Genomic DNA, 24,278 nt, shown 5'->3' with positions numbered 1-24,278 from the left:
ATCTCCTTCCACTTGATCACCTCGATGGCATTCGTCTCCGTCTCGAACAGCCGGCCCAGCGAGGCGTGGTAGAGCGAGTCGGCCTCCTCCTCCAGCCGCTTCGCCTCGATGCAGTGCTGCATCACGCCGTCCTTCTTGCGCAGTTCCTCGACCCCGAGCGCCAGCGTGCCCACCGCCCGATGGATCACGTCGGTCAGCTGCTTGACCCCCTCGGGGGCGGCGCCCACCCGGAAGATCTGCGCCCGCCTCGCCACCCCGTCGATCACGTCGATCACCTCGTCCAGGTCCGACGCCAGGCGGTAGATGTCTTCGCGGTCGATCGGCGTGATGAAGGTGCGGTCGAGCCGGTTCACGACCTCGTGGGTGATCTGGTCGCACTCGTGCTCGAGCCGCTTGATCTGCTCGGCGTGATAGGGCGCACGCTCCGGCGTGGTGAACAGCCCGACCAGGTGCTCGGCCGCCTCCTTGCTGCGGCGCGCGACCTGGATGAACAGGTCGAAGAACTCCTCTTCCCTCGGCAACAAGCTGAACGGCACGACCACTCCCCGGAAAAGGCGGGCGGAAAATAGCCGTGAGCCGGCATTGCGGCCAATGTGGAACCGTTGCTGGTGATTCGGGGGCGCCGGCATCCACCGCCTTGCGCGCAACGCACATCGGTATATATTCGGTTATGTAACCGAAGAAAACCCGAAAGCCATCGGTGGTTGCCGTATGGAAGACACTGCAGATCAACGTCTTGCCGACGACAAGCAAGGGCAGGCCAAGTTGCCGTCCGGCGGGTGCCCGGACTGCGGAAATTCCCTCGTGCGCGCTTCGGGGTGTCAGTATTGCCCGGTCTGCGGATGGGGACGTTGCGGGTGAGCTGGGCACTCCTGGACCAGCGGCGGCGCGGCACCAGCTTCGTGCGCCTCCCGATCAAGTCCATCCTCAACTCGCCGCAGCAGACGGGGATGGGATTCTGGTCGCTGAATCCCTACGTCGGCTGCGAGTTCGGGTGTACCTACTGCTTCGCCCGCTTCGCCCACCGCTACGTGGTCGAGCGCGGCCGCGACGGCGGCGGGCTCGGCGCCGCTTCGTGGGACGACGCAGCGTTCGAGCATCAGGTCTTCGTCAAGAGCGAGGCGCCGGACGTGCTGGCGCTCACCCTGAAGCCGTCCCGCCTGGGGGACGCGGCGATCGCGATCGGGACGGCGACCGATCCCTACCAGCCCGCCGAGCGGCGGTTCCGGCTCACCCGGCGGATCCTGGAGCGGCTGGCGCAGTTTCACGGTCTCAACGTCAGCCTCGTCACCAAGTCACCGCTGGTGGCGCGGGACCTGGACGTGCTCGCGCGCCTGGCGGAGCGGAGCCGGCTCACCGTGTACCTCTCGCTCATCACGACCGACGTGCCGCTCATCAAGAAGCTCGAAGCGCGCTCCCCGATGCCGCCAGTGCGCCTGCGCGCGGTGGAGAAGCTCGCGGCGGCCGGCGTCTCGGCGGGCGTGATGATCGCGCCGGTCCTGCCGGGCGTGACCGATGGCGTGGCCCAGCTGCGTGCCCTGATGCGCGCGGCCAAGGACGTGGGCGCGGCGTTCGTCCACGCCTCGCCGTTGCGGCTCTATCCGGCCGTGAGGCCGGTCTTCCTGCCGGTCGTCGCGCGGCACTTCCCGGCGCTGCTCGCGCGCTACGAGCGGGCGTTCGACGCGCGCGGCGCCGTCAGCGAAGCGTACGCCGTTGCGCTCGAGCGACGGGTCGCGCGGCTGCAACGGGAGTCGGGGTTCCCCACGTGGGCCGAGGACGAGGCGGCCGCGGGGCGATACCGCCGCCGGTCCCAGGCCCTCGACGACCTCGGCCAGTGGGTCCTGCCGCTGTAGTGCGCCATGACCTCGCCGCGCCTGCAGCTCGCCTTTCCCGAGCAGCTCCGGCGGCTCGTCCCCGTCACCCGCCCGGGACTCCGGTTCGGGATCGCGGCGCTCGATGCCGCATTCCCCTCCGGCGTGCCGCGCGGGCAGATCACCGCCCTCGATGCGCCCCTGGGGAGCGGCGGCACGACGCTCCTCCTCGCCCTCGCGGAGGCGACGCTCCGCTCCGATGAGGGCGTGGCCCTCGTGGACGCGGAGCGCTCGCTCGCGCCCCAGGCCGCCGCCCACCTCGCCGCCCTCGGCCCGTTCTGGGTCGTCCGGCCCAGGGCGCACGAGAGCGCCTGGTGGTGCGCCGACGTCCTGCTCCGGACCGGCGCCTTCGGGCTGGTGATCGTGGACCGCGTGCCGGCGCCGGTGCGCCGCGTCGCCGTGCGACTGCAGCGACTGGCGCACGACAAGGACAGTGCACTGGTGATACGGGTTGCGCAGACGGCACGACGGCAAGTTGCCAGTGGTTTCCAGTTGCCGGGGTACGGAGCGGCGGTGGTGTTGGCGGTCGAGCCGTCGGTGCGCGGCCCCGGCTTCATCCCCGCGCTCCCCGGCTGGGGCGGCGCGTGGCCGGCGGCGCGGCGGCTCCGCGTCACCACGCTGAAGGGCGGCGCCCCGCGCGCCGCGGAGGTGGTCGTTGGCGTCCCCCTGCCGGATCGCCTGCGTCCGCATTGGGCGGTTCGCGATCGGCGCGCTCCGGAGCGCGCCGACCGGCGGCCCGAGCGCAAGGCGCGAAAGTAGCGGCGCGACGAGTGCGGCCGACGGCCCCGACCCCCGCCCCAGCGAGCCGGTCGTCGCCGTCGTCGAGCTGCGCGGCAAGCCCCGCGTCGTGGCCACGAGCCGCGAGGCCCAGGCCCGCGGCGTCACCGCCGGCATGGCGCTCGCCGAGGCCACGGCGCTCGCCGCCGGCCTGGTCGCGCTGCCGTGGGACGAGGAGCGCATCGCGCGCGCCGCCCTCGAGGTCACCACCGCCTTCCTGGCCGCGAGCCCGCGGGTTTCCTGCGCGGGGATGAGCTCCTTGCCGTCTGGCCGTCTGGCAACGGGGCGGGGTGGCGCGGGGTTGTGGTGGATCGACGCCGCGGGGTTGGGCAGCGAAGCCAGGCTTGCCGGCAAGCTCGTCGCCATCGCGGGCGGCCTCGGCTTCGGTCCCGCCCGCGCCGGCGTCGCGGACTCCGCCATCGCCGCCTACGCCGCCACCTACGGGGGACGCGCGGACCCACGAAGGCCCGCCGACGCCGCGGTGCGGCCGCGGATCGTGCCGCCCGGCGCCGACGCCCGGTACCTCGCGCCCTTCCCCGTCACCCTGCTCGACCTGGACGACGACCTCGCCGAGACGCTGCGGAGCCTGGGTCTCGTGAACCTCGGCCAGCTCGCCGCCCTCGACGCCGACGAGGTCGAGGCCCGCTTCGGTCCCGAGGGGCTGGCCGCCCACCGGCTGGCGCGCGGCCGCGATTCGCGCGGACCCTCCACGCCCCGCGACGATGCGCTTCCCGTCGTCGAAGTCGAGCTGGGCGGGCCGGTCGCCACCGCGGAGCCGTTGCTCTTCGTGCTGAAGGGCGCGCTGGCGTCGTTGAGCGAGGCCCTCCACGCCCGGGGGCTCGCCGCGCGCGAGATCGCGCTCGCGCTCCAGCTCGACGACGGCACCGCGGCGGAGCGCGCGGTGCGGCCCGCACGGCCCACCTCGCATCCCGACGCCCTGTTCGACCACTGCCGCCTGGCGTTGGAAGGGTGGCAGCTGCCCGAGCCCGCCACCGCGCTTCGTCTCTCCGCCGCCGTCACCGTGCCCGCTTCCGGCGAGCAGGGCGATCTCCTGGCGCCGCGCTGGGCCGACCCCTCTGCCCTGGCCGCCGCTTTCGACCGGATCCGCGGCAGCGAGGGACTCGACGCCGTCGCCGTCCCGGAAGTGCGTGACGGCCACCTGCCAGCGGACCAGGGCGCCTGGACGCCCGCGCGGCCGGACGGGCAGCGCCACGGCCGGCGTCTGCCCGCCGGAGACGGGGAAACGGTCGTCACCGCACTGCGGACGCTCTCCGTGCCCACGCCCGTCCACGTGCGGCTCGGACGATCGGGGCTCGCTGCCTTCAAGCACGGCGACCACTGGCACGACGTCGCCGAGTGGTGCGGTCCCGAGCGCCTCGCCCCCCGGTGGTGGCGGCACGACGGCCCCGGCCCGGCGGGCGAGCCATCCGGCCCGCGCGACTACTACGCGGCTCGCACCGCCGACGGCGCGCTGTGGCTGCTCTACCGCGGCCATCCCGACCAGTGGTTTCTCGAGGGATGGTTGGATTGACGGCGCCTGGACGCGCGGCCGCACTCGCCGGGCGCAGCCGCGCGGACGCGCGGTCCGCGGCTTCGCCCCGCAGCGACTACGTCGAGCTGCACTGCCACAGCGGCTTCTCGCTCTTGGACGGCGCGTCGAATCCCGAGGCGCTGATCGCGCGAGCCTCCGCCGTCGGTCTGACCGCCGTCGCGCTCACCGACCATGACGATCTCGGCGGCGCAGTGCGCTGGGCCGAGGCCGGCAAGGAGCACGGCGTCGAGGCGATCGTCGGTCTGGAGTTGACCGTCGGCGAGCCGGGCGGTCGCGCGGCCCCGGGGACGCCGGGGCGCATCGAAGGTGCACCCGCGTCGACCTCGCACCTCACCCTCCTCGCGATGGACCAGTCCGGCTACCGCAATCTCTCCCGCCTCGTCACCCTGGCGCGGAGCGGCGAGCGCGGGACGCCCGCCGCCCCGTGGGACGAGGTCGAGCGCTACGCCGCGGGCGTGTTCTGTCTCACCGGTTGTCCGTTCGGCGACGTCCCGCAGCGCCTTGCCCGGGACGACGAGGCCGGCGCGCGCGACCGGCTCGGCAGGCTCGCGGAGGTGTTCGGCGGACGCGTGGCCGTCGAGTGCTGGGATCACGCGCTCGCCTCGGAGCGCGCCGTCGTCCCCCGGCTGGTCGCGCTCGCGGGCTCGCTCGATCTGCCCTGGCTGGTCACCAACGACGTCCATTACGCCACGCCCAGGGGCCGGCTGGTGCACGACGTCCTGACCTGCCTGCGACACCGGACCACGCTCGATCTGGCCGGCACGCTTCTCAGGCCCAACGGCGAGTGGCATCTCAAGCGCCCGGACCGGATCGCCCACCGCTGGCGGCACTACCCCGAGGGCGTCGCCGCCACGCGCGAGGTGGCCGAGCGGTGCGCGTTCCGGATGGCGGCGCTCACGCCGACCCTGCCCGTCTTTCCCACGCCACCCGGCGTTTCGGCCGACGACCATCTCGCCGCGCTGGTCGGGTCGGGCGCGCGCGAGCGCTACGGCGAGCGGCTCACCGCGCGGCACCAGGCGCAGCTCCGGCACGAGCTGGACGTGATCCGGCGGCTCCAGCTGGCCGGCTACTTCCTCATCGTCTGGGACATCGTGCGCGAGGCCAACCGGCTCGGCGTCCTCGCCCAGGGCCGCGGCTCCGCCGCGAACTCCGCGGTCTGCTACTGTCTCGGCATCACCGCCATCGATCCGATCGGGATGGAGCTGCTGTTCGAGCGCTTCCTCTCCGAGGACCGGCGCGAGGCGCCCGACATCGACATCGACTTCGCCCACAACGACCGCGAGCAGGTGCTCCAGTACGTCTACCGGCGTTACGGGCGCGACCACGCCGCGATGGTGTGCGAGGCGATCACCTACCGCGGCCGCGCGGCGGTGCGGGACGCCGCCCGCGTGCTCGGCTTTTCCGTGCAGCAAGCGGAGAAGCTCGCCGACGAGGCGGACCGCGACGGCGCGCGCGAGGCCGGGGAGAAGCTGCTCGCGGGCGGCGCGGCGGCCGCGGACCTCGATCCCGCGGACCACCGGGTGCGGATGCTGGCCGAGGTGGTGCGCGGCCTCCACCAGTTGCCGCGCCACCGCTCCATCCACGTGGGCGGCTTCGTCCTCACCGCCGAGCCGCTGGCCGACGTCGTGCCCATCGAGCCGGCGGCGATGCCCGAACGCACGGTGATCCAGTGGGACAAGGACGACCTCGATCCCGTGCGCCTCATCAAGATCGACCTGCTGGGCCTCGGAATGCTCACGATGATTCAGAAGGCGATCCAGCTCATTCGCCTGCACCGCGGCGTCTCGGTGGATCTCGCCAGGCTGCCGATGACCGATCCCGCCGTGTACGACCTGCTCTGCCGCGCCGATACGATCGGCGTCTTCCAAGTCGAGTCCCGCGCGCAGATGAACACCCTGCCGCGCCTCGCGCCGCGCGCCTTCTACGATCTCGTGGTCGAGGTCGCCCTGATCCGCCCCGGCCCCATCCAGGGCGAGATGGTGCACCCCTACCTCAGACGCCGCGCCGGGCTCGAGCCGGTCACCTATCCGCACCCCTCACTCGAGCCGATCCTCGAGCGCACCCTCGGCGTGCCGCTCTTCCAGGAGCAGGGGATGCAGGTCGCGATCGCCGCCGCCGGCTTCACCCCGGGCGAGGCCGACGAGCTGCGGCGGGCGATGGGGCACAAGCGCTCGCACGAGCGGATGGCGAAGATCTGCGGCAAGCTGGTGGACGGCATGGCGGCGAACGGCATCGAGCCCGACGTCGCACGCCGCATCTTCAACCAGATCTCCGCCTTCGCCGACTACGGCTTCCCCGAGAGCCACGCCGCCAGCTTCGCGCTCCTCGTGTACGCCTCCGCCTGGCTCAAGCTCTACTACCCGGCGGAATTCGCCTGCGCGCTCCTCAACGCGCAGCCGATGGGGTTCTACGCCCCCGGCACCATCGTGGAGGACGCGAAGCGGCACGGCGTCGAGGTCCGCGGCGTCGACGTGATGCGCAGCGCGTGGGATTGCTCGATCGAGAACGGTGCACTCCGCATCGGCTTCCGGCAGGTGGCCGGCCTCGGCAGCAAGGCCCGCGAGCGGCTCGAGCCGCTGCTCGCCGACGCCCGCCCTGCATCCCTCGAAGGGTGGGTGCACGAAAGCGGGCTGGCCGTGCCGCAGCTGCGCGCGCTCGCCGAGGCCGGCGCGTTCGACGGCCTGTGGCCGAATCGCCGCTCGGCCCTGTGGGAGGTGCTGAAGCACACCCGCGGTGCGGCCGGCCCCCTGGCCCCGGTGGCCCAGGACCGGCGCGCCGCGCCCGTGCCGGCCCTGACGCCGGTCGAGCTCACCGAGGCGGACTACCGGGTGACCGGTCTCTCCCCGGCCGGACACCCGATGCGCCACCTGCGTCGCGCGGTGGCTCGGTTGGGCGCCATCCCCGCCGCCGAGCTCGAGCGCCGCCGCGACGGCGACTGGGTCACGGTCGCCGGACTCGTGATCTGCCGCCAGCGGCCCGGCACGGCCAAGGGATTCTGCTTCGTGACGCTGGAAGACGAGACCGGCCTCGCCAACGTCGTCATCACGCCGAAGCTGTTCGAGGAGCACAAGCGACTGGTGCGGCGGTCTCCACTCCTGCTGGTGAGCGGCGTGCTGCAGGAGGAGCAGGGAGTGCTCAACATCCGTGGCAAGCAGTTCGCGGCGCCGCGCCCCGAGGCGGGGGCCGCGTTCGTCACGTCACACGATTTTCACTGAAGGGCGAGCCCGGCCGCCCGCCGCCTCACGCCAGCGCCTCGCCCAGGGCGATCCCGCGCGTGGCGAAGATCCGCTCGATCGTCTCCCCCACCTTGTTGTTCGGCGTCGAGGCGCCGGCCGTCACGCCGACGATCCGCCGCTCTCCCCCGGCGCCGAGCCAGCCGCCGATTTCCGCTTCCTGGTGCCCACCCACCGGCTTGTGGCGGATGGTCCCGGACGCCGCATCGATGCACGAGGCGTCCTCAATGTGATAGGTCGGCAGCCGCTCGGCGCACAGCGCGGCCAGGTGGTTCGTGTTGCTCGAGTTGTAGCCGCCGATCACCACCATCACGTCCACCGAGTCCTGCAGCAGCCGCAGCACCGCGTCCTGCCGGTCCTGGGTCGCCGAACAGATGGTGTCGAAGCTGCGGAAGTGCTCGCCCAGCTTGCCGACGCCGTGGCGGCTGGTCATGGCGCGTCGCAGCTCCGCGGCAATCGCCAGCGACTCCGTGGACAGCATCGTGGTTTGATTCGCGATGCCGATGCGCTCCAAGTCGTGCGCCGGGTCGAAGCCCGGCGAGGCCGCCGCACCGAACCTCGCGCGCAGGGTCTCCGCGCCGGACGCGTCGCCGCGCTCGATGAAGTCGCAGACCAGGCGCGCCTCCGCCATGTCCCGCACCACGAGATACCGCCCGCCCGGCTGGTCGGTGACCTGCGACGCCGTCGCGCGCGTCTCCTCGTGCTGGTACTTGCCGTGGATGATCGCGGTGAACCCGTCCCGGGCATAGCTCTCGACCCGCTTCCAGACGTTGAGCACCGATCCGCAGGTCGTGTCCACCAAGATCGAGCCGAGGGTGCGCAGTCGCTCGAAGTCCTCGCGCGTCACGCCGAACGCCGGCAGGATCACGACGTCGTCCGCCGACACGGGTGCGAAGTCGAATTCGCCCGCGGCGCTCCGGGCGATGATGACGATCCCCATGCCGGCCAGCTTCGCGTTCACGTGCGGGTTGTGGATGATCTCGCCCACGAGGAAGATCCGCTTCCCGGGGAACTTCGCCCGCGTCTCGTAGGCGTACTCCACGGCCCGGTCGACGCCGTAACAGAAACCGAACTCCTGCGCGAGCCGGACCGTGAGGTCGCCCAGCGTGAGCGTGTGCCCCCGGGAGCGGACCTCGTCCACCACGGCGCTGTGGTAGTCGTCCGTCAGCGCGCCCTGGATCTCGCCCTTGAGGCCGAATCCCTTGCGGAAATAGGTCTGTTCCACGGGAATGCGCGAATCTAGCCGCGGCGGGCCGCCTCCGGCAGGTGCGAAGGGATCACCCTGCGGCACCCTAGCGGGCCGGGCCGCGCCGGTCCGGCGGCCGGTTGATCAACATCGCGTAGCGCAGCCACTTCTCGTAGGCGGAGATGGTCGCCCACACGATCCCGCGCGTGCCGTCCAGCACACCGAGGCGCACGAACGCCCGCAGCACGAATTCCACCGGCATGCGGAGCCAGTCCGTGGCGCGGTAGGTACGGCCCCGGGCCGCGAAGTCCGCTGTCCGAATGGACCCGTAGCGCTCGACCTTCACCAGGTGCTCCGGCACCGTCCGCACGGTGTGATGCTCGATCGTGCCCGCCAGGCGGGCCGTCACGCCATCCACCTCGACCCCCGTGTGCACCGGTGCCGGCGTGCACCGCCCGCGCTCGCGCCGGAACAGCCGGATCACCCAGTCGTGGCCGAGCCCGCCCCACCGCATCCGCTTGCCGAGGTAGTACACGTCGCGGCGGATCCAGTAGCCGTCCACCGCCGGCCGTCCCGCCAGGAGGGTACGGATCTCCTCGCGCAGCGCCGGCGTGAGACGCTCGTCCGCGTCGAGCAGCAGGACCCACGCCCCGGTCGCGAGGTCCAGCGCCCGTTGCTTCGATTTGCCGTGACCCCGGAACTCACTGCGCGCGATGTGCTCCACTCGGGCGCCGGCCTGTCGAGCGATCTCGACGGTTCGGTCCCGCGAGCCCGTGTCCACGACCACGATCTCGTCGGCCAGGCCCTCGACGCTCCCCAGACACGCCGGAAGCCTCTCCTCCTCGTCGAGCGTGATGAGGATGACGCTGAGTCTCGGTCCGTTCGCGGAGACGGTCATGTGCCCGGTCCTTTCCCCGCCCGGACGGCCGCGCCCGCCAGGGCCGCCCGCGCCGCCTCCAGCACGGTCGCGACGGGGATGTCGCTCACGCGCGGCGCGCCGATGTTGCGGTGCGACGGTCCGACGACCCCCCAGCCGCGAACTTGGTCCTCCAGCCCGTAGGCGACGACGGTCACGCCAACGGCGTCCGCCAGGTGCACGGTCCCCGTGAATGGCGACACGAAGACGGCGAAGCGACGCTGCAGCGCAGCGAACACCGCCAGCGGCACCGGCGGGGGCACCACCGCCTCCGGTATCCGCGCCTGCACGGACTGCGCCTCCACCCGCTCGGGCCCCATGCCGCAAAGCACCACCCGGCAGCCGTCGTCCGTCAGCGCCTGCACCAGTGCCACCACCTTGTCCTCCGGCCACGCCCGCACCGTGTACCGCCTCGCGCTCCGATGAGGAATCTGCACGCCGACGATCGGCCGGCCGTCGGACGGCAGGAGCGCCGGCAGCATCTCCGCGACTCGCCGCTCGGCGTCCGCCGGGACCTGGAACACGGGTCGGACCGCGGCCGGCGGCTGGCCGATCGCCGCCGCTGCGCGACAGTAACGCGTCGTCTGATGGTAGTCGTCTACCCCGAGGATCAGGTTGCACCCGGGGTGGGCGTAGGTGCGGTGCGTCGCCATCCGGACCGGGGCACGGCTCCAGGCGCCGATCCAGGCGCCGGCCATCGACTCCGCGCGGAGGCTCACGTACAGATCCCACCTGACGTGGCCGAGACGCCAGGCCAGCTCCGCCCAGCTGCGCGGGTCCCGTCGGAAGACGGGCCCTTCCTCCACGAAGGGCAGGCCCTCGAGAACCGCGCGGTTCTTCCGCCCCGGAACGAGCACGATTCGGGCGCGCGGCCAGCGCTGGTGCAGCGCGAGGAGCAACGGCGAGCAGCACAGCAGATCGCCGATCCGGTCGGTACGCGACAGCAGAATCGTCCCCGGCTCGAGCCCGTCCAGATCGCGCACCGTCCGGGAGCGGCGGTCCAGCGGCAGCGTCAACGCCGCGGCGAACAGCGTCTGGAGCGGCCGTTTGACGCCCTGGCGCGCGCGCTTCAGCAACCCGGCCATCTCACCTCGCAGTCACCGCCGCCGCCGCAACAGTCCCCATTTCCGCAGCCAGGCGGCGTAGAAGCGGACGCTCGCCAGCGGCGTGCCGAAGCGCGGCCTCCGGGCGGAACTCACCTGCCAGTCCTGCCGCGCGACGCGCTCCCGCATCACGGCCGGATGCCGCCCGCTCCAGCGGAACGCCAGCTCCACGCTGCCGATGGCGTCCGCGGGTACCGGGGCCCACCGCCGGCTCACGTACTCCTCGTCGTGATACAGGCGCGCCAGGGCCAGCGTCTTCGCCTTCAGCTCGGCCGGGGCCGCCGCCCAGCCGTAGTGGAAGACGCGCGCGCCGCTCCGCCGAGTACGCAGCCGGTGCCCGTCGAGCCGGCCGAAGCCGGCCGCGTCGCGCACCGATTGCAGCCGGCCGTCGTTGCGCACCAGCCTGCACTGGCGCCGGTACCGGAGCGGGTTCACGTAGCCGTACGAGCCCTCGAAGTGCAAGAACCGGAACGTCAAGGCGTCCACTCGCTCGGAGGCGTCGTGGCGCGCGAGTGCCGTCCGGATGGCGTCGTAGTCGGCCTCGTGCAGCACCTCGTCGGCCTGCAGGTACAGCGCCCATCGGCAGCGGCACCGTGCGAGCGCCCGGTTGGTCTCGCGCGCCAGCGTCCGGCCACCGAGGTCCGGGCCATCGTCCCAGTCGGACTCCACGACCGTGATGCGCTCGTCGGCCAAGCCGCGGACGACCGCGAGCGCGGGGTCGTTCCGCTGCGCGACGACGACGACCTCCTCCACGAGCGGCATCAGCGAGCTCAGGGATTCCCCGATGGGATACGCGTAGCCGGGCGCGCTGCGGATGATGGTGAAGCCCGAGACCGGTACCTCACGCCCCAAGGAACATGCTCCAGATCCAATCCACGCACCCGTGGGTGATCGCGGCGGCGGCCAGCTTTCCGGTCCGCTGATAGACCCAGCCGTAGGCCAGGCCGGCGGCCGTGGCCAGCAGGCCGTAGCCCCAGTTGGGATGCGACGGGTGCTTGAGCAGGTGCAGCAGGCCGAAGACCACGGCGCCCAGCACCAAGCCTGGACGCGGACCCCACAGGCGCGTGAACGCCTCCTGGATCACGCCGCGAAACAGCATCTCCTCCGGAAGGCCGACGAACAGCACCAGACCGTACAGCCGCAGCAGGCCGTGTACCGGCCCCAGCCACCGGGACTGGTACGACAGGAACCCGATCGCGAAGCCGAGCGGGATCGCGATCAGGGCCAGGCCCGCGACCGCTGCCACGGCGAGGCCCACGTCGCGCGCCCCCACATCCAGATCGACGTCGAAGGTGCGCAGCGGATGCACGACGGCGAACAGGAACAGCGCGAGGGCCAGCGCAACCAGGGGACCGAGGCTCAGGTGCGTCCCGCCCGGCACCGCGATTTGGATCCCGCGCTCCCAGATGCCCCACACCGCCGCCACCGCCACGGCCGCGATGAGCAGCCGGGCCGGCGATGGCTCCTCGGCACGATCCACGCCGAGGGCGACGGTCGCCAGGCCCGCACCGATCGGCCACAGCATCAGGTTGATCCAGTTGTGACCGCCCGCGAGCAACGCCGCAACCATGCCGTAGAGAGCGAGCCCCAGCGGAACGTGCACGGCCAGGCCGGGATGCCGGCCGACCAGTCCCCCGACCCAGCCGCGGCCCGCCGGGACCAGCAGGAGCAGGAAGGCCGCCGCCGCTGCGAGGTCGAAGGCCAGCCACGGCCATCTCGCGTCGCCCTCCGCGCCCAACGACGCGAGCGCCGCCATCGTGACGAGGGCCACGGTCCACCCGACGAGGTTCGCCCGCCGGCTCAAGCGCCCCTCCCGACGGCCAGACCCTCCGGCGCGAGCGAGCGGTACACGTCGACCGTCCCGCCGATGGTCCGTTCGATCGAGAAACGCTTGACCCGCTCACGCCCCGCTGCGGCCAGCGCCTCGCGGAGCCCGCGGTCGTGCAGCACGCGGTGTATGGCCGCGCCGAGTGCGGCGCCGTCGCCCACGGGGACGAGCAGCCCCTCGATGCCGTCGCGCACGATCTCCGTCACGCCGCCGGCGGCGGTCGCCACGACCGGTACTCCGGCGAGCATCGCGTCGAGGAGTGTCGTGCCGAGACCTTCGTCCCGAGAGCTGAGGACCGCGACGTCCGCCGCAGCCAGCAACTCCACGGCGTCCGGCCGAAAGCCGGTCAAGCGCACGACCCCGTCCAGCCCGAGCCGCGACAGCGACCGGCGGGCCGGCGCCGCCAAGGGTCCATCGCCCACCAGCAGCGCCTGGACGTCGCTCCCCTCCACGCGGGCCGCCGCGATCGCCGCCAGAAAGGTCGCCGGGTCCTTGTGGGGTGGCACCAGCGCGGAGACCATGACCACCAGCGGACGCCCCGGCTCGATGCCGAGGCTGCGCAGGGTGAGCACGCTCGCGCGGCGCGCGGGCCGGGCGACGTTCACGCCGCTGTGCACCACGGAGATCCGGTCCGGCTGGATGCCGCACGCGCACAGGACCGATCGGACCCGCTGGGAGACCGCGACGAACTGCGCCGGACAGCGGTACTTGAGCCGGGACAGAGGGTTGCCCCGCAACGGCAGCGCCACGCGCCGGCTCACGACGAGTCGGGTAGGCGTACGGCCGATCGCCATCGCCGAAATCGCCACGGCATGCGCCGCGTGCGCGTGCAGGACATCCGGTCGGACCCGGCGCAGCAACGCCCTCAGTCGCGCCGCGGCCACCGGATCCCACTCGAACGCGGGCGCCAGGGCGACGACCGGCACTCCGTCCCGGCACAACGCGTCGGACAGTTGCGTCCCCGGGCGCGCCACCACCCAGCTGCGATGCCCGAGCCGCTGGAGACCGGTGGCCAGTGCGTGCAGCTGCCGCTGCCCTCCGCCCCAGGTCCGTTCCGTGTCCACGTGCACCACGCGCAGCGTCCCGCCGGCGCTCATATCGCGCCGCACCCCGCCCGCGGCCCGGTCCGGATCGGAATCCGCGACAGCCTCCCGGTCAGTCGGGGGTGCGCGCCGGCCGAGTCCGGCAGAGCCACGTCGAAATCCCCGCTGACGGTCGTCGTTCCCTCGAGCCGGAGGCTGCCGGAGATTCCGATCCGCGCTGCCCCGGTCCCGAGACGCACGGCCACCGCCGCGCTCGCCGTCACGGCCGGACCCGGCGCCACGGCGAAGCTCTTCGTCCGGGTCAGTGGAAGGGTCGTGCGCACCGCGATGCCGGCAGCCCCGTTCCGACCCACGGCGACGACGGTGAGAAGGCTGTCGTTGGCGCAGTACGCGGCGAGCGCCGGCCCGTCGAGGAGCCGCGAAGTGCGACCGACCACCACGCGGTCAACTTCGAGGTCGCCGTCCGCCCCCACCTCGCTCCTCGGGCCCACGCCGCAGCCGGCGACCACCACCAGCACCATCTCGAGGCTCGCGACCATGCGCGATCGCATGGCGAGGGAAGCTAGGCGCCCGCTCAGCCCTTGCCTAGCGCCGCGCCCCGATCGTCAGCGACCACCGCCATCGGCCCGCCGGCGCCACCGGCCGCGCTGCATCGAGCCGCACCGCGCCTCCGAGCAGCGACAGCCCGGCGCCGAACGACGTTGCGGGCGCGCCCGGGAAGGACACGGACCGGGAGGCGGCCTCGCCCGCGTCGGCGAACACCACCGGGCTCACGGCGTGAGACGACAGGCCGACGTCGAGGCTCACGGCCCACGCGGAGGGGCCGCGGAGCGCCCCCGGAGGATAGCCCCGCAGTGTCTTCTCCCCGCCCAGGCGGAAATCCCGTTGCGGCAGGCTGTCGCCCGCGCCCGCACCCACCCATCCGGAAGCCGTGACGTCGAGCCATCGTACCACGCCGGATCGCGCCGTCGCCGCGACCCACGCACGAACGTGGCGCCGCGCGCCTGCCGTGCCCTCCGCACCCGCCCGCCAGCCCAGCGGCCGCGAGCCGCCGGCGAGCTGGGCGAGCGCAACCCAGTATCGCCCGTCCGCGACCGGGCCGTTCGCCTGGAAGGCTCCACGGCCGCCCAGCAGCTCGTTGAGCCCGCTGTGCGCCAGCCGCCGCGGAGCGGACTCGTCGGAGTAGCTCCCCTCCAGCGTCAGGTCCGCGGCGACGCCGAGCGGGCGCTGGTAGCGCAGCGCGCCACCCTGGGCGAACACGTAGTCGCCGTCGTCGCGCGCCAGCACGAGCGCGCTGACGGAATTGGAGAACGTGAGCCCGGGGGCGAGCGGGTCGGCGTCCCGCATCTCGCGAAAGGCCTGCAGCTCCAGCCGTGACGCCACCGCATCGCGCCGCAGGGTCAGCGCGCCCTGGAGGCGCTGGTCGGTGAACGCGTACCGCGCCCGCACGAGGACAGAGACGAACGGCGCGCCTGGGCGCCATTCGTACCCCGCACCCAGCGAGGCCCCCTCGGCCCGGTTGTAGCGCCACAGGTCGGTGAAGCGGTCGAACGCGACGGAGAGCCGGGGGCGGCCCGTGAGGCTGTCCGGCAGCCGCTCCATCGTGGCGAGCACGTCGCGCCGCAGATCCTCCAGCCGCGTCGCGTCCCCCGGCGCGAGGTCGAACTGCAGTGAATCCCTCCAGCCGCGGTACGCGTGCAGCACCGTGTCCGGCGGCACGTCGATCTCGAACCGGCCACCCGCCCAGCTACCCTGGGTCACGCACCCGCCGGCCGATCCCGACAGCGTGTCGGCGCCCGCGCCCCCGGCCAGCTGGTCTCCGCAGCGCCGCGTTTCGTCCTCCCGACCCTTGCGGTGCCTGGACGGGGCCGTGTCCGCGGGCAGCTCGGTGAAGGAAAGCGGCCGGTTCTCGTTGACCCGCACGGCCCCGAAGGTCGTGATGAAGTGCACCGGCACGATGAGGTTCTTGAACCACGGCAGACGCACGTCGAGCGTCACCGCCTGGCGGTACGGCAGCCAGTAGCGCTCCTGGTACAGCCCGTACTCGAGATCCGCCGAGACTCGCAGGATGCGCTCCACCAGGGCGCCCTCGCGGTCCGCGCGGCTGGTGTCCCGGCCGGTCGCGCCGATCGAGTCCACCCACAGGCGCTTGCCGACGAAGACGAACGAGAGGCGCACGGTTTCAGCGGTCTCGGCGTCGAGCCACAACTCGCCGGCGATCAAGGCCGCGTCCGCGCGAAGGGGCGTGACCCGGACGCCGATGGCCTTCACCGTGCGACCGGGCAGGAACAGCTGCAGCGAGTCGACGATCGCGTAGGCGTAGTACGCTTCCGCGCCGGGCGCGAGCGGGTGGACGGCCGCGCGCTCCGGAAACCCGCGGTCCGACACGAGCCGGATGCTGTCGCCCAGGAAACGCGGCACGAACCAGGGACGGGTCCAGCCCGCATCCATCGTCGCGTTCCGGAACACGGTCCGCGACCGCTCGCCGAGCGCCACGATCCGCAGATCGTTGGGCGCCTGCCAGTGCAGCTCCGCCTGCTGCTCCTGGACGGCGAGCGGCACGAGACGCGCGAACCCGCCGCGCCCGAAACTGGCGTCGAGGCGCGTGAGCAGCGTGGCGCTGTAGTCGTGTACGGCGCTGTCCTGCTCGCGGTGCCGCAGCCGCGCCCGCGCGATCAGGGCGGCGGTCGCCGAATCGGCGAATGGGCTCTGCAGCTGCACCGTCAACAGCAACGCGACCGGGATCGGCATGGGCATCCGTTCCGCGCGGGAGCGCCTCCACTACGCCGGCGCCACGCGCGCGGTTTCCCGTTCCGCCCGCTCGAGCGCTACACGCCCTCGGCCGGTGGACGAAACGCCGTGCCGAGGGAGCGACCGGAGCGCGGCTCGCTCCACGCTGCCAGGGCCAGTCCCGCGAAGATGACCACGGCGGCGATAGCGGAGCGAATCGTCAGGTGCTCGCCGAGGATCAGTGGCGCGCCGATGATCGTCATCACCGGCTGCAGGTACACGTACATCGCCACCAGGCTCGATGTGGTGCGCTGCAGCGCCCAGATGGAGAGATAGTAGGCCAGCAGCGACGCACAGATCACGATGTAGGCGAGCCCGAGCAGCGCGCGTGGCGGCACCGCGGTCAGATCCACGTCCCGCAGCGCCACCAGGCCGATCGGCGTGACGATCACGGCCCCGAACAGGAATACGTGCGTCACGACCGTGACCGGGTGGTAGCGCTCGAGCATCTTCTTGGAGAGGACCAGGTAGGCACCGTAGGACGCCGTGTTGCAGGCCACCAGCGCGTTGCCGAGCGTCGTCGTGGGATCGAGCCGGATCCGGTCGGGTCCGATCAGGTACACGGCGCCGATCGCCGCGAGGACGATCCCGCCGATCTTCGGCCACGTCGCGCGCTCCCGTCCCAGCGCCAAGGCGATCGCCAGCGTGAAGGCCGGCATGGTCGTGACCAGGATGTTCGTGTTGATGGCGGTCGTGCGCTTCACGCCCTCCAGGAACAGCAGCTGGTTCATGACGACACCGAGGACCGCCAGTCCCGCGAACGTCGCGAGGTCTCTCCGGTCGCTCACCTGTTCGCGAACGCACGCCCGCTGGAACAGGCCGAAGGCGAGCGCTGCCCCGGTGACCCGGAAGAACACGATGCCGGCCGGCGAGATGCTGGGCAGCACGAACTTGGCCACGATGGTCATGGAGGCGAAAAAGAACTGCACCGCGATCATGGCCAGATGCACCATCGACAGCCGGCTCCTGACTTGACCTCGCCGAGGCCAACGCTATACTGACTGATCAGTCAGTCACTACGGGGAGTCCATGGCCACGCGCGATACCATTGTCGACGCCGCCTGCGCCTGCCTGGTGTCCTCCGGACTTGGCCGGGTGACAGTCGGCGCCGTCGCCAGGACTGCCCGGGTCTCGACGGCGCTCGTCCACTACCACTTCGCCACCAAGCGCAGACTGCTGGCGGCCGCCGCCGCCGCTCTGGCACGACGGCGCGCCGAGGGCCGGGCAGCCGCGCTGGCCGGAGCGCCGGGTCTGGCCGGCCTCGACGCCCTGTGGTCGAGCCTCGGCGGCAACGCGGAGCGGACGGGGTCCGACCTCGTCCTGCTCGGGCGTCAGGATCACGAGGCCCGGGCCGCCCTGCTCTCGGAGCGCGGCCGCGAGCGGGTCCGGATCGGCGCGGCGCTGCCGCGGTGGCTGGCCGGGCTCGGAGCCCGGCCGGGGATCCCGGCCGAGGATCTTGCCGCAACCGTGTGCACGTTCTTGGACGGCGCCGCCGCCGCGCTCGCAGCAGGCGCGCCCGCGGCGGACGTCAGAGCTTCCTACGATGCTTTCTGGCTCGCCCTCGTCGCGCTTGCTCAGTCGGCGGGCGCCCGGTGAGGACCCGACGCAGGTCGGTCAGAGAATCCGCCCTCACCGCCGTGTTCTTCCCCCGCACCAGCGTGAAGGCGACCCGCCGGTCGAGCCGCGGCAGTTCGTCGTCCCTCAGCGCTCGAGCGATGCGCTCCCGGAGCCGCACGCGCACGATGCCTTCGCCGCCGTCCAACTCGTAGTCCAGTGGGCACTTCTCGCCGGCGAGGGTGACGAACGAGGGAAGGGCCTCGAGCTCCCGTCGAGCCTCGGCTGACACGAACTCGTCGACGCTCAGGCCGAGGTCGGCCTCGAGGAAATCCTCGAACCGACCCAGGCGCTCCAGCCGGCGGCCCAGGGCGGCCCGCACCACCGAGCCGTCGACGCCGCTCAACTTCCCGCCCGAGCGTCGCCACAGCTCCCCGAGGAGGTCCAGCGTGTGGCGGAGCGTGCGGGCTTGCCGGTGGTGGGCCACGCCCGTCATCAGGGCCTCGACCAGTGCGGCCCGCGCGGGCCCGGCGAGCTCCGCAGGGATCGTCTCCAGCGGCTCGACGTCGCGCTCGAGCTCGAAGCCGTGATAGTTGCGGCGACGCACCGCCACCAGGGGCAGCCGCCGATGCCGGGCGTCGTACTGCACTTCGGGAGCGAGGACGCGGGCGTAGCTTCGCATCAGGTCGTACGGCAGTTGCGTGCCCTCGATGGCCGCGCGCGGGACGCCGAACCGGTCGGCAAAGTAGCGAATGGTCCCGGCCACGCCGCCCCAGGCTCCGCAAACGGAGCCGCGCGAGACGCGCACCGGCTCGCCGGCCGCCGTCTCCTCGTCGACCACCAGGTCGAACGGCATGATCCGCGCGATCAGGTCCTGGAAGCGCCGCAGCATGCGCTCGTCCGCGTAGGGCACGGTGGCGGGGAGGGTCATCTCGAGCGCGCGGTACACCGACGCCACGCCGAGTGCCGCATCCTCGACGGCCTTCACCAGCACCCCGCGTCGGTCGGCCCATTCCGCCACCGTGTCCGCGAAGACGTGCCGCGCCAGCCCGTAGACCTCGCTGACGGCCGCGTGGTGATTGACGGCCTCGGCGAAGATGTTGTAGACCGTCAGGTGATCGGAGCCGGGCACGATCACGCCGCGCAGCATCCGTTCCTCGCGCGTCATCCGGTGCAGCGACTCGACGCCGGAACACGCCGCCACCGCCGGCACCAGGTCCGCGTCCGCGTGGAGGAGCAGCTCCGCCCAGGGCCGCTCCACCGGCAATGCCTCGACTTCCGCGCCGTAGACCGTGAGCCGGCCGTCCGCGACGATGCCGCGGCCCTCCAATCGCCGGAGGGCGGCCGCGTACGCCGTCCGGTCCAGCGGCACGGGTAGCTCGAGGTCCGTGGCGTTCACGCCGAGCGCGGCGCACGTCATCGCCACGCGCTCCACGTCACCCGCGAGCTGGAACTCCGGAGGGCCCGGCGTCAGCCGGTCGAACGCCAGGTCCCGATCGCTGAGGATCCACACCTCGCCGCCCCGGACACGGCCGTGCACGCGGCCCGCCATCTGCAGAATGTCGTTCGCGGCGAGCGGCGTCCGGGTCAGCACGTTGCGGCCGCGTTCCACCACGTTCTGGTAGCGCGCGTCCAGTATGACCACGGTATCGAGCCCCGCGATGTTCAGCGCCGATTGCCCGGCAGCCGTCATCGCCAACAGGTACGGCTTCGGCGCGAGGCCCTCGAGGAACGGCCGGATGACCCGGATCGGCTCTCCGCCGTGGTAGAACGCGGTCGTGAGGGCCGGCCACTGGGCACCCACCGCCCCGGCAACCGCCTCCACCTCCGCCCGGGTCGGCACGAACACCGCGACCCCCCGCCGCTCGCGCACCACCCGGCGCAGAAAGCGCGAGTCCAGGAAGTCCGCGACCGTCGAGGGCTGGATCCGCACCCGCGCGGCACGCGCCGGGTCGAACGCACGGGTTTCGATGACCCGCGTCGAATCGAGGTAGCCGGCGTAGAACGCCGGGTCCACCGTAGCCGACAGCCAGATGAACCGGCAGCCGGCCCGCTTGCCCAGCGCCAGGCACAATTCCAGCTCGGCCGAGGTCTGGTGGATCTCGTCCACCACGACGACGTCGGCGCCCGTGATCACGCCCGCCTGGAACCAGCGACGCGCGATCCCCGTGGTCACGATCACGAGGTTCCACGACGGCGTCTCGGGCGTCGCCTCCCGTTCGCGGTTGACGACGCCGACCCTCAGGGGAACGCCGAGGATGGCTCGAGCGATCCGGCGGATGCCAAGCGTCTTGCCCGTGCCCGTGCCCGCCACGATTCCGAAACCCCCGCCGTCACCCGCGAGCGCCTCGATCTCCGCGCCATGCTCGGCCTCGAGCACGGTGTGGATGTCCAGGCCCATCGCCATTTCGATCGTCTCGCAGGCGGCGCGCGTCGGCGCGATGACCACCACGCGGCCGGTGGGCGGCCTCGCGGCGTGGAAGGCTTGGCGGTCAGGTGGGAGGTAGTGGTCTCGGCTGGGGTGCACCGGCCTCAGTCACCCAGGCAGATGCCGAGTTCGCGCGCCGTGGACACCGTATCGGAGTCCAAGGGTACGACCTTGGGCTGTGACAGGGCGTCCTTGAGGGGCACATACCCGACCGTGGGCGGCAGGTAGGCGACCATGACGCCGAATACCTTGTTGGCGACGCAACGGACCGCCGCGGCACCGAAGCGCAGGGCCAGGAGGCGGTCGAACGTGGTCGGCGTGCCGCCCCGCTGCAGGTGACCGAGCGTCAGCGACCGTGTCTCCTTGCCGGTCCGCTGCTCGATCTCGCGCGCCACCAGCTCGCCGATCCCGCCGAGCCGCTCCATTCCACCTCCGGCCGCCGCCGGCCCCTTGAGGGCCCGCGAGCCACCCTTGGGCAGCGCTCCCTCGGCGACGACCACGATGCTGAACCGCCGGCCCCGTGCTTCGCGCTCCTTCACCTTTCGACAGACGCTCTCGATGTCGAACGGAATCTCCGGAATCAGGATCACGTCCGCGCTGCCGGACACGCCGGAATGCAGCGCGATCCAGCCGGCGTACCGTCCCATCACCTCGACCACCATCACCCGACTGTGGCTCTCGGCGGTCGAATGCACCTTGTCCAGCGCGTCGGTCGCCGTCGACACCGCGGTATCGAACCCGAAGGTGGCCTGCGTCCCGCCGACGTCGTTGTCGATCGTCTTGGGGACACCGACGACCGGCAGGCCCTTCGCATACAGTTGTTGGGCGATGTTGAGGCTGCCGTCACCCCCGATGGTGATCAGGGCATCGAACCCGTGCGCGCGAAACGCCGCCAGCAGCTCATCGGAGCGGTCGACCTCCTTCATCGTGCCATCCGGCTGGCGGACCGGGTACTTGAACGGACTGTCGCGGTTGGTGGTGCCGAGAATAGTCCCACCGACGTGCGTGATGCCGCGCACCTCGTCGGGGCCCAGGGCCACGACCCGGTCCTGCCCCAACAACCCGCCGAAGCCGCGCTGAATCCCGTACACGGCCCAGCCCCGGTGCACGGCCGAGAGCACCGCGCCCCGGATGACCGCGTTGAGGCCCGGCGCGTCGCCGCCGCCGGTGGAAAGCGCTATGCGCACTGGCGGATCAGTTCCAGGACCTCACCCGGCTCCGCGTGTCGGTTCAACGCCTTCTTGGAGAAGACGAGCTTGCCGTCCACCATGACCTCGAATACGCCGCCGGAGGATGGCATCATGACCACCTCGGCGGGGGGGAAAGTACGCCGAATCTCGGCCGCCAGACCGGCGGCCCGCGATTCGTAGTGTCAAACGACGCAGTATTCGATGCTGATCTTCACCTGGCCTCCCGGTCAATGCCGCGACGGACTGTAGCACGCCGCGTGCCGGCGCGACAGTCCGCTGCTTGACGTTCGAGCCAAGAGATCATACCGTGGGCACGCTCCGAGGCCGCGACGGTGACCCGCGCCCCAGGCAGGCCTCCAGGCCTGCCGCGGGCGAGCGGCAGTGACTGACTGATCAGTCAGTACGATGGGCTCACGGGAGGCATGGACTTGAGCGACGAGCAGACAGCCAGGCACTCGCGCAGCGCCGAGCAGGTCCTCCGCGTCGGCGTCGATCTGTTCGCCCTCGCCGCGCTCGCCTACGTGATCCTCACCGGGGACTTCCCCCACCCGTTCCCGGTTCTCGAGTACGTCTTTCTGGTCAGCTTCGCGGCGGCCACCCGGCGCTACGGCCTCGCGCTTCCCGGCAAGGGGTTTTCGTCCTTCGTCCTGGGTGTGGTGCTGTTCGCCATCCTGCACCGCGGTTGGGGCTGGGGCGTTCTGGTTTCGCCGCTGGGCATGCTGGCCGGCGACCTTCCGCTGCGCCGGCTGCAGCTCCGTGCCGCCGTGGCCAACGCGAGCCACCTCACGTTCGGTGCCGCCGTCGTGGGCGTCATCTACGAGCGCCTGGGTGGCGTCTACGGGGCCGGCGCGCTCGCTGCACCGAACGTCCCCCCGCTCGCGTTCCTCGCGGTGGGGCTTCCGCTGGTCGTGAACGGCACGTTCTACGCGGAACTGGCGCTGTCGGAGAGCTTGGCCTGGGTGGACGCGCGGCTGACGCTGCGCTGGGAGTCCGTCGTCTACCTTCTGAGCGCCGCCCTGGCGCTCGCCTGGGTCGAAGTCGTGGAAGCGGACATCCCGGCGCTGCTGGCCGTGGTCGTCTGCCTCGTGCTGATCGGCCTGCTGGTGCTCGCCCACTGGCTCCTGCACAAGGGAATCCGCGCGGACGAACTGGGACTGGTCGAGCGGCTGGCGCGAGCCATCGCCAGCGATGTCAATCTCGTGCGGAGCTTCGGCGTCATTCGGGACCTCACGCGGCGCCTGGTGCCCTGGGATCATATGGGCGTGGCCCGCTGGGACGCGGACCGACAGGAGCTTGTGCAGGTCGTCGACACCGCGCCCGAGCGCGCCCCGGGCTACCGCATTCCCGGCGACCGCGGTCTGGTGGCGGAGGCCCTGCGGCGCCGCAAGCCCGTTGTGTCCGCCGAATTGGGGCATCAACCGGAGGGCGGCGAGGACGCGGCCGGCTCCGAGATCCTGGTCCCCCTGTACCAGGGCGACAACCTCGTCGGCGCCTGGAGCATCCGCCACGCCGATGGCGACATCTACCGCGGGGCGGACGCCGACATCCTGAACCTGGTGGCGCCGCAGCTCGCGCTGGCCCTGGCAGTGCACGGAGTCCTCGAGCCTCTGGTCGAGTCCTCGCAGCAGACGGCCGGCTACGTGGAGCACGTGACGGCCACGAGCCAGGAGATCCACGCCAGCTCGGAGGAGGTCGCCGCGGCGGCGCACGGCGCGGAGGGGGGCGCCGCGAACGCCACGGAACACGTGGCGCGGGCCGAGGCGGCGATGGTCGACCTGAGAGCCGCGGCCCACGACGCGGCCCTGGCGGGGGAGGAGACGCATCGGTCCGCCCAGGAGATGGAGCGGGCGGCCCAGGCCGTGCGCTCGGCCACGGCCGCCACCAAGGCCAACCTCGAGCGCATCGGCAGCACCGTCGAGCAGAGCGTGGCCGAGGTCGGCCGGCTCCGTGAGGCCTCCGAGCAGGTGGTACGGTTCGCCGAGACCATCGGCGCCATCGCCAGCCAGACCAACATGCTGGCGCTCAACGCCACGATCGAGGCAGCGCGGGCGGGACAGCACGGCGCCGGGTTCGCGGTCGTGGCCGACGAGGTGCGCCGGCTCGCGGAGGAGAGCGCGAAGGAGGCGAAACAGGCGGGCCAGACCACGGGCGAGACCCGCCGCGTCATCGATCGCGCGGCGCAGCTGCTGGAGCAGATGCGCCGGGAGATCGGCGACGTCACCGCCGCGGCCAGCCGGTGGATCGCCGAGCTGGAGGGCATCGTGCGGGCGGCGGAGACGCTCGCCCACCTGTCGAAGCGGATGGTGGAGTTTCCGCGCCGCAACGCCGAGCGGACCGCCGAAATGCAAGCGGTGCTGTCGGAGGTCAAGGCGGCCGCGTCCGCCTCCGCCAGCGAGGCCAAGGTGGTGGCCGCCGCCGCCGCCGAGCAGCTCAAAGCCATCGAGGACCTGTCCCAGAGCGCCCTGGAGCTTTCGGCGAGCGCGGAACGCCTGGGCGCGGCGACCCGATTCGTCCAGGGGTAGTGGCCGGAGCCTCGGGGTTGCGCATCCCCAGCCGACGCGCCAAGATTGTCGGGACTCCGGCGGCCGCCAGACCCCGCGCACGCAAGGTCGAGGCCGTGGCGACCGCGTTTGTCGTTCCTCGGAGCGACGGCGAAGGTCCTCGCTGCAGCGGCGCTCCACGCGCCATCGCCTTCGGTCGTCGCCCACGCTGAGTCTCGGGGCACTCTTGGGCTCGCGACATGCGAGCGCCTGGCGCGGCCCGGACAAACTTCCGCTAGGAGATGCATCATGGGTAAGCGAGTTCTG

19 protein-coding genes are annotated in these 24,278 nt (G+C 72.2%); 6 read left to right on the top strand and 13 right to left on the bottom strand.

From position 1 onward, the window contains the following. Positions 1 to 536, bottom strand: a 536-nt coding sequence (locus tag VMF70_04705; GenBank protein HTT67307.1) for a DUF47 family protein, incomplete at its 3' end; no start/stop codon positions are given. Between the two features lie 321 nt (positions 537 to 857). On the opposite strand from VMF70_04705, the gene VMF70_04700 reads away from it, so the two are divergent. From VMF70_04700 to VMF70_04685, 4 genes are read left to right on the top strand one after another with little or no spacing between them, the layout of a single operon-like run. Continuing rightward, positions 858 to 1,853, top strand: a complete 996-nt coding sequence (locus VMF70_04700; GenBank protein ID HTT67306.1) for a radical SAM protein — start codon at positions 858 to 860, stop codon at positions 1,851 to 1,853. Between the two features lie 6 nt (positions 1,854 to 1,859). Next, on the top strand, positions 1,860 to 2,630 hold the full coding sequence (locus VMF70_04695; GenBank protein ID HTT67305.1) for a hypothetical protein: 771 nt from the start codon (positions 1,860 to 1,862) through the stop codon (positions 2,628 to 2,630). Beyond that, complete coding sequence (locus VMF70_04690) at positions 2,527 to 4,179, top strand: hypothetical protein (GenBank protein ID HTT67304.1); 1,653 nt, start codon at positions 2,527 to 2,529, stop codon at positions 4,177 to 4,179. The genes VMF70_04695 and VMF70_04690 overlap by 104 nt, the downstream gene beginning before the upstream one ends. After that, positions 4,176 to 7,415 carry an error-prone DNA polymerase gene (locus VMF70_04685; GenBank protein ID HTT67303.1) on the top strand — a complete coding sequence of 1,080 codons (3,240 nt, stop codon included), beginning with the start codon at positions 4,176 to 4,178 and terminating at the stop codon, positions 7,413 to 7,415. The genes VMF70_04690 and VMF70_04685 overlap by 4 nt, the downstream gene beginning before the upstream one ends. Before the next feature lie 25 nt (positions 7,416 to 7,440). On the opposite strand, the gene VMF70_04680 is transcribed toward VMF70_04685, so the two are convergent. The 9 genes from VMF70_04680 to VMF70_04640 all read right to left on the bottom strand — a co-directional run bounded on the left by VMF70_04680 (position 7,441) and on the right by VMF70_04640 (position 17,252). Next, on the bottom strand, positions 7,441 to 8,658 hold the full coding sequence (locus VMF70_04680; GenBank protein ID HTT67302.1) for a 4-hydroxy-3-methylbut-2-enyl diphosphate reductase: 1,218 nt from the start codon (positions 8,656 to 8,658) through the stop codon (positions 7,441 to 7,443). Between the two features lie 67 nt (positions 8,659 to 8,725). Further along, on the bottom strand, positions 8,726 to 9,517 hold the full coding sequence (locus tag VMF70_04675) for a glycosyltransferase family 2 protein (protein HTT67301.1): 792 nt from the start codon (positions 9,515 to 9,517) through the stop codon (positions 8,726 to 8,728). Continuing rightward, complete coding sequence (locus tag VMF70_04670) at positions 9,514 to 10,620, bottom strand: glycosyltransferase family 9 protein (protein HTT67300.1); 1,107 nt, start codon at positions 10,618 to 10,620, stop codon at positions 9,514 to 9,516. Before VMF70_04670 ends, VMF70_04675 begins: the two co-directional genes overlap by 4 nt. A gap of 12 nt (positions 10,621 to 10,632) precedes the next feature. Then, complete coding sequence (locus VMF70_04665) at positions 10,633 to 11,490, bottom strand: hypothetical protein (GenBank protein HTT67299.1); 858 nt, start codon at positions 11,488 to 11,490, stop codon at positions 10,633 to 10,635. Further along, entirely contained in the window at positions 11,480 to 12,442 is a 963-nt protein-coding gene (locus tag VMF70_04660) for a CPBP family intramembrane glutamic endopeptidase (GenBank protein HTT67298.1), read from the bottom strand. The genes VMF70_04665 and VMF70_04660 overlap by 11 nt, the downstream gene beginning before the upstream one ends. Further along, positions 12,439 to 13,563: a glycosyltransferase family 4 protein gene (locus VMF70_04655; protein ID HTT67297.1), complete on the bottom strand. Its 1,125-nt coding sequence runs from the start codon at positions 13,561 to 13,563 to the stop codon at positions 12,439 to 12,441. Before VMF70_04655 ends, VMF70_04660 begins: the two co-directional genes overlap by 4 nt. After that, on the bottom strand, positions 13,560 to 14,060 hold the full coding sequence (locus tag VMF70_04650; protein ID HTT67296.1) for a hypothetical protein: 501 nt from the start codon (positions 14,058 to 14,060) through the stop codon (positions 13,560 to 13,562). Before VMF70_04650 ends, VMF70_04655 begins: the two co-directional genes overlap by 4 nt. A gap of 34 nt (positions 14,061 to 14,094) precedes the next feature. Then, complete coding sequence (locus VMF70_04645) at positions 14,095 to 16,260, bottom strand: hypothetical protein (protein HTT67295.1); 2,166 nt, start codon at positions 16,258 to 16,260, stop codon at positions 14,095 to 14,097. 77 nt (positions 16,261 to 16,337) lie between these two features. Continuing rightward, positions 16,338 to 17,252: a DMT family transporter gene (locus VMF70_04640; protein ID HTT67294.1), complete on the bottom strand. Its 915-nt coding sequence runs from the start codon at positions 17,250 to 17,252 to the stop codon at positions 16,338 to 16,340. Between the two features lie 76 nt (positions 17,253 to 17,328). Here VMF70_04640 and VMF70_04635 point away from each other — a divergent pair, with 76 nt between their 5' ends. Further along, entirely contained in the window at positions 17,329 to 17,895 is a 567-nt protein-coding gene (locus VMF70_04635) for a TetR family transcriptional regulator (GenBank protein ID HTT67293.1), read from the top strand. Here VMF70_04635 and VMF70_04630 read toward each other — a convergent pair. From VMF70_04630 to VMF70_04620, 3 genes are read right to left on the bottom strand one after another with little or no spacing between them, the layout of a single operon-like run. After that, positions 17,828 to 20,380 (bottom strand): DEAD/DEAH box helicase, encoded by a 2,553-nt coding sequence (locus VMF70_04630; GenBank protein HTT67292.1) that lies wholly within the window; start codon positions 20,378 to 20,380, stop codon positions 17,828 to 17,830. The two genes, VMF70_04635 and VMF70_04630, sit on opposite strands and share 68 nt — an antisense overlap. Positions 20,381 to 20,385: 5 nt before the next feature. Continuing rightward, on the bottom strand, positions 20,386 to 21,468 hold the full coding sequence (locus tag VMF70_04625) for an ATP-dependent 6-phosphofructokinase (protein HTT67291.1): 1,083 nt from the start codon (positions 21,466 to 21,468) through the stop codon (positions 20,386 to 20,388). Further along, entirely contained in the window at positions 21,459 to 21,686 is a 228-nt protein-coding gene (locus tag VMF70_04620) for a SelT/SelW/SelH family (seleno)protein (GenBank protein ID HTT67290.1), read from the bottom strand. The genes VMF70_04625 and VMF70_04620 overlap by 10 nt, the downstream gene beginning before the upstream one ends. A 213-nt stretch (positions 21,687 to 21,899) precedes the next feature. On the opposite strand from VMF70_04620, the gene VMF70_04615 reads away from it, so the two are divergent. Beyond that, positions 21,900 to 23,993, top strand: coding sequence for a methyl-accepting chemotaxis protein (locus VMF70_04615; protein HTT67289.1), 2,094 nt, complete (start codon positions 21,900 to 21,902; stop codon positions 23,991 to 23,993). Positions 23,994 to 24,278: the final 285 nt, after the last annotated feature.

The sequence above is a fragment of the Gemmatimonadales bacterium genome, from assembly GCA_035502185.1.
GTDB lineage: Bacteria > Gemmatimonadota > Gemmatimonadetes > Gemmatimonadales > JACORV01 > Fen-1245.
The sequence above is the reverse complement of the archived record's forward strand: the minus strand, read 5'-3'. Positions and strand labels throughout refer to the sequence as shown.

Bases quoted from the DNA above. Each gene is read 5' to 3' on its own strand.
- VMF70_04695 (HTT67305.1), top strand. From the start codon at position 1,860: ATGACCTCGCCGCGCCTGCAGCTCGCCTTTCCCGAGCAGCTCCGGCGG.
- VMF70_04675 (HTT67301.1), bottom strand. From the start codon at position 9,517: ATGACCGTCTCCGCGAACGGACCGAGACTCAGCGTCATCCTCATCACG.
- VMF70_04670 (HTT67300.1), bottom strand. From the start codon at position 10,620: ATGGCCGGGTTGCTGAAGCGCGCGCGCCAGGGCGTCAAACGGCCGCTC.
- VMF70_04655 (HTT67297.1), bottom strand. From the start codon at position 13,563: ATGAGCGCCGGCGGGACGCTGCGCGTGGTGCACGTGGACACGGAACGG.
- VMF70_04650 (HTT67296.1), bottom strand. From the start codon at position 14,060: ATGCGATCGCGCATGGTCGCGAGCCTCGAGATGGTGCTGGTGGTGGTC.
- VMF70_04645 (HTT67295.1), bottom strand. From the start codon at position 16,260: ATGCCGATCCCGGTCGCGTTGCTGTTGACGGTGCAGCTGCAGAGCCCA.
- VMF70_04640 (HTT67294.1), bottom strand. From the start codon at position 17,252: ATGGTGCATCTGGCCATGATCGCGGTGCAGTTCTTTTTCGCCTCCATG.
- VMF70_04635 (HTT67293.1), top strand. From the start codon at position 17,329: ATGGCCACGCGCGATACCATTGTCGACGCCGCCTGCGCCTGCCTGGTG.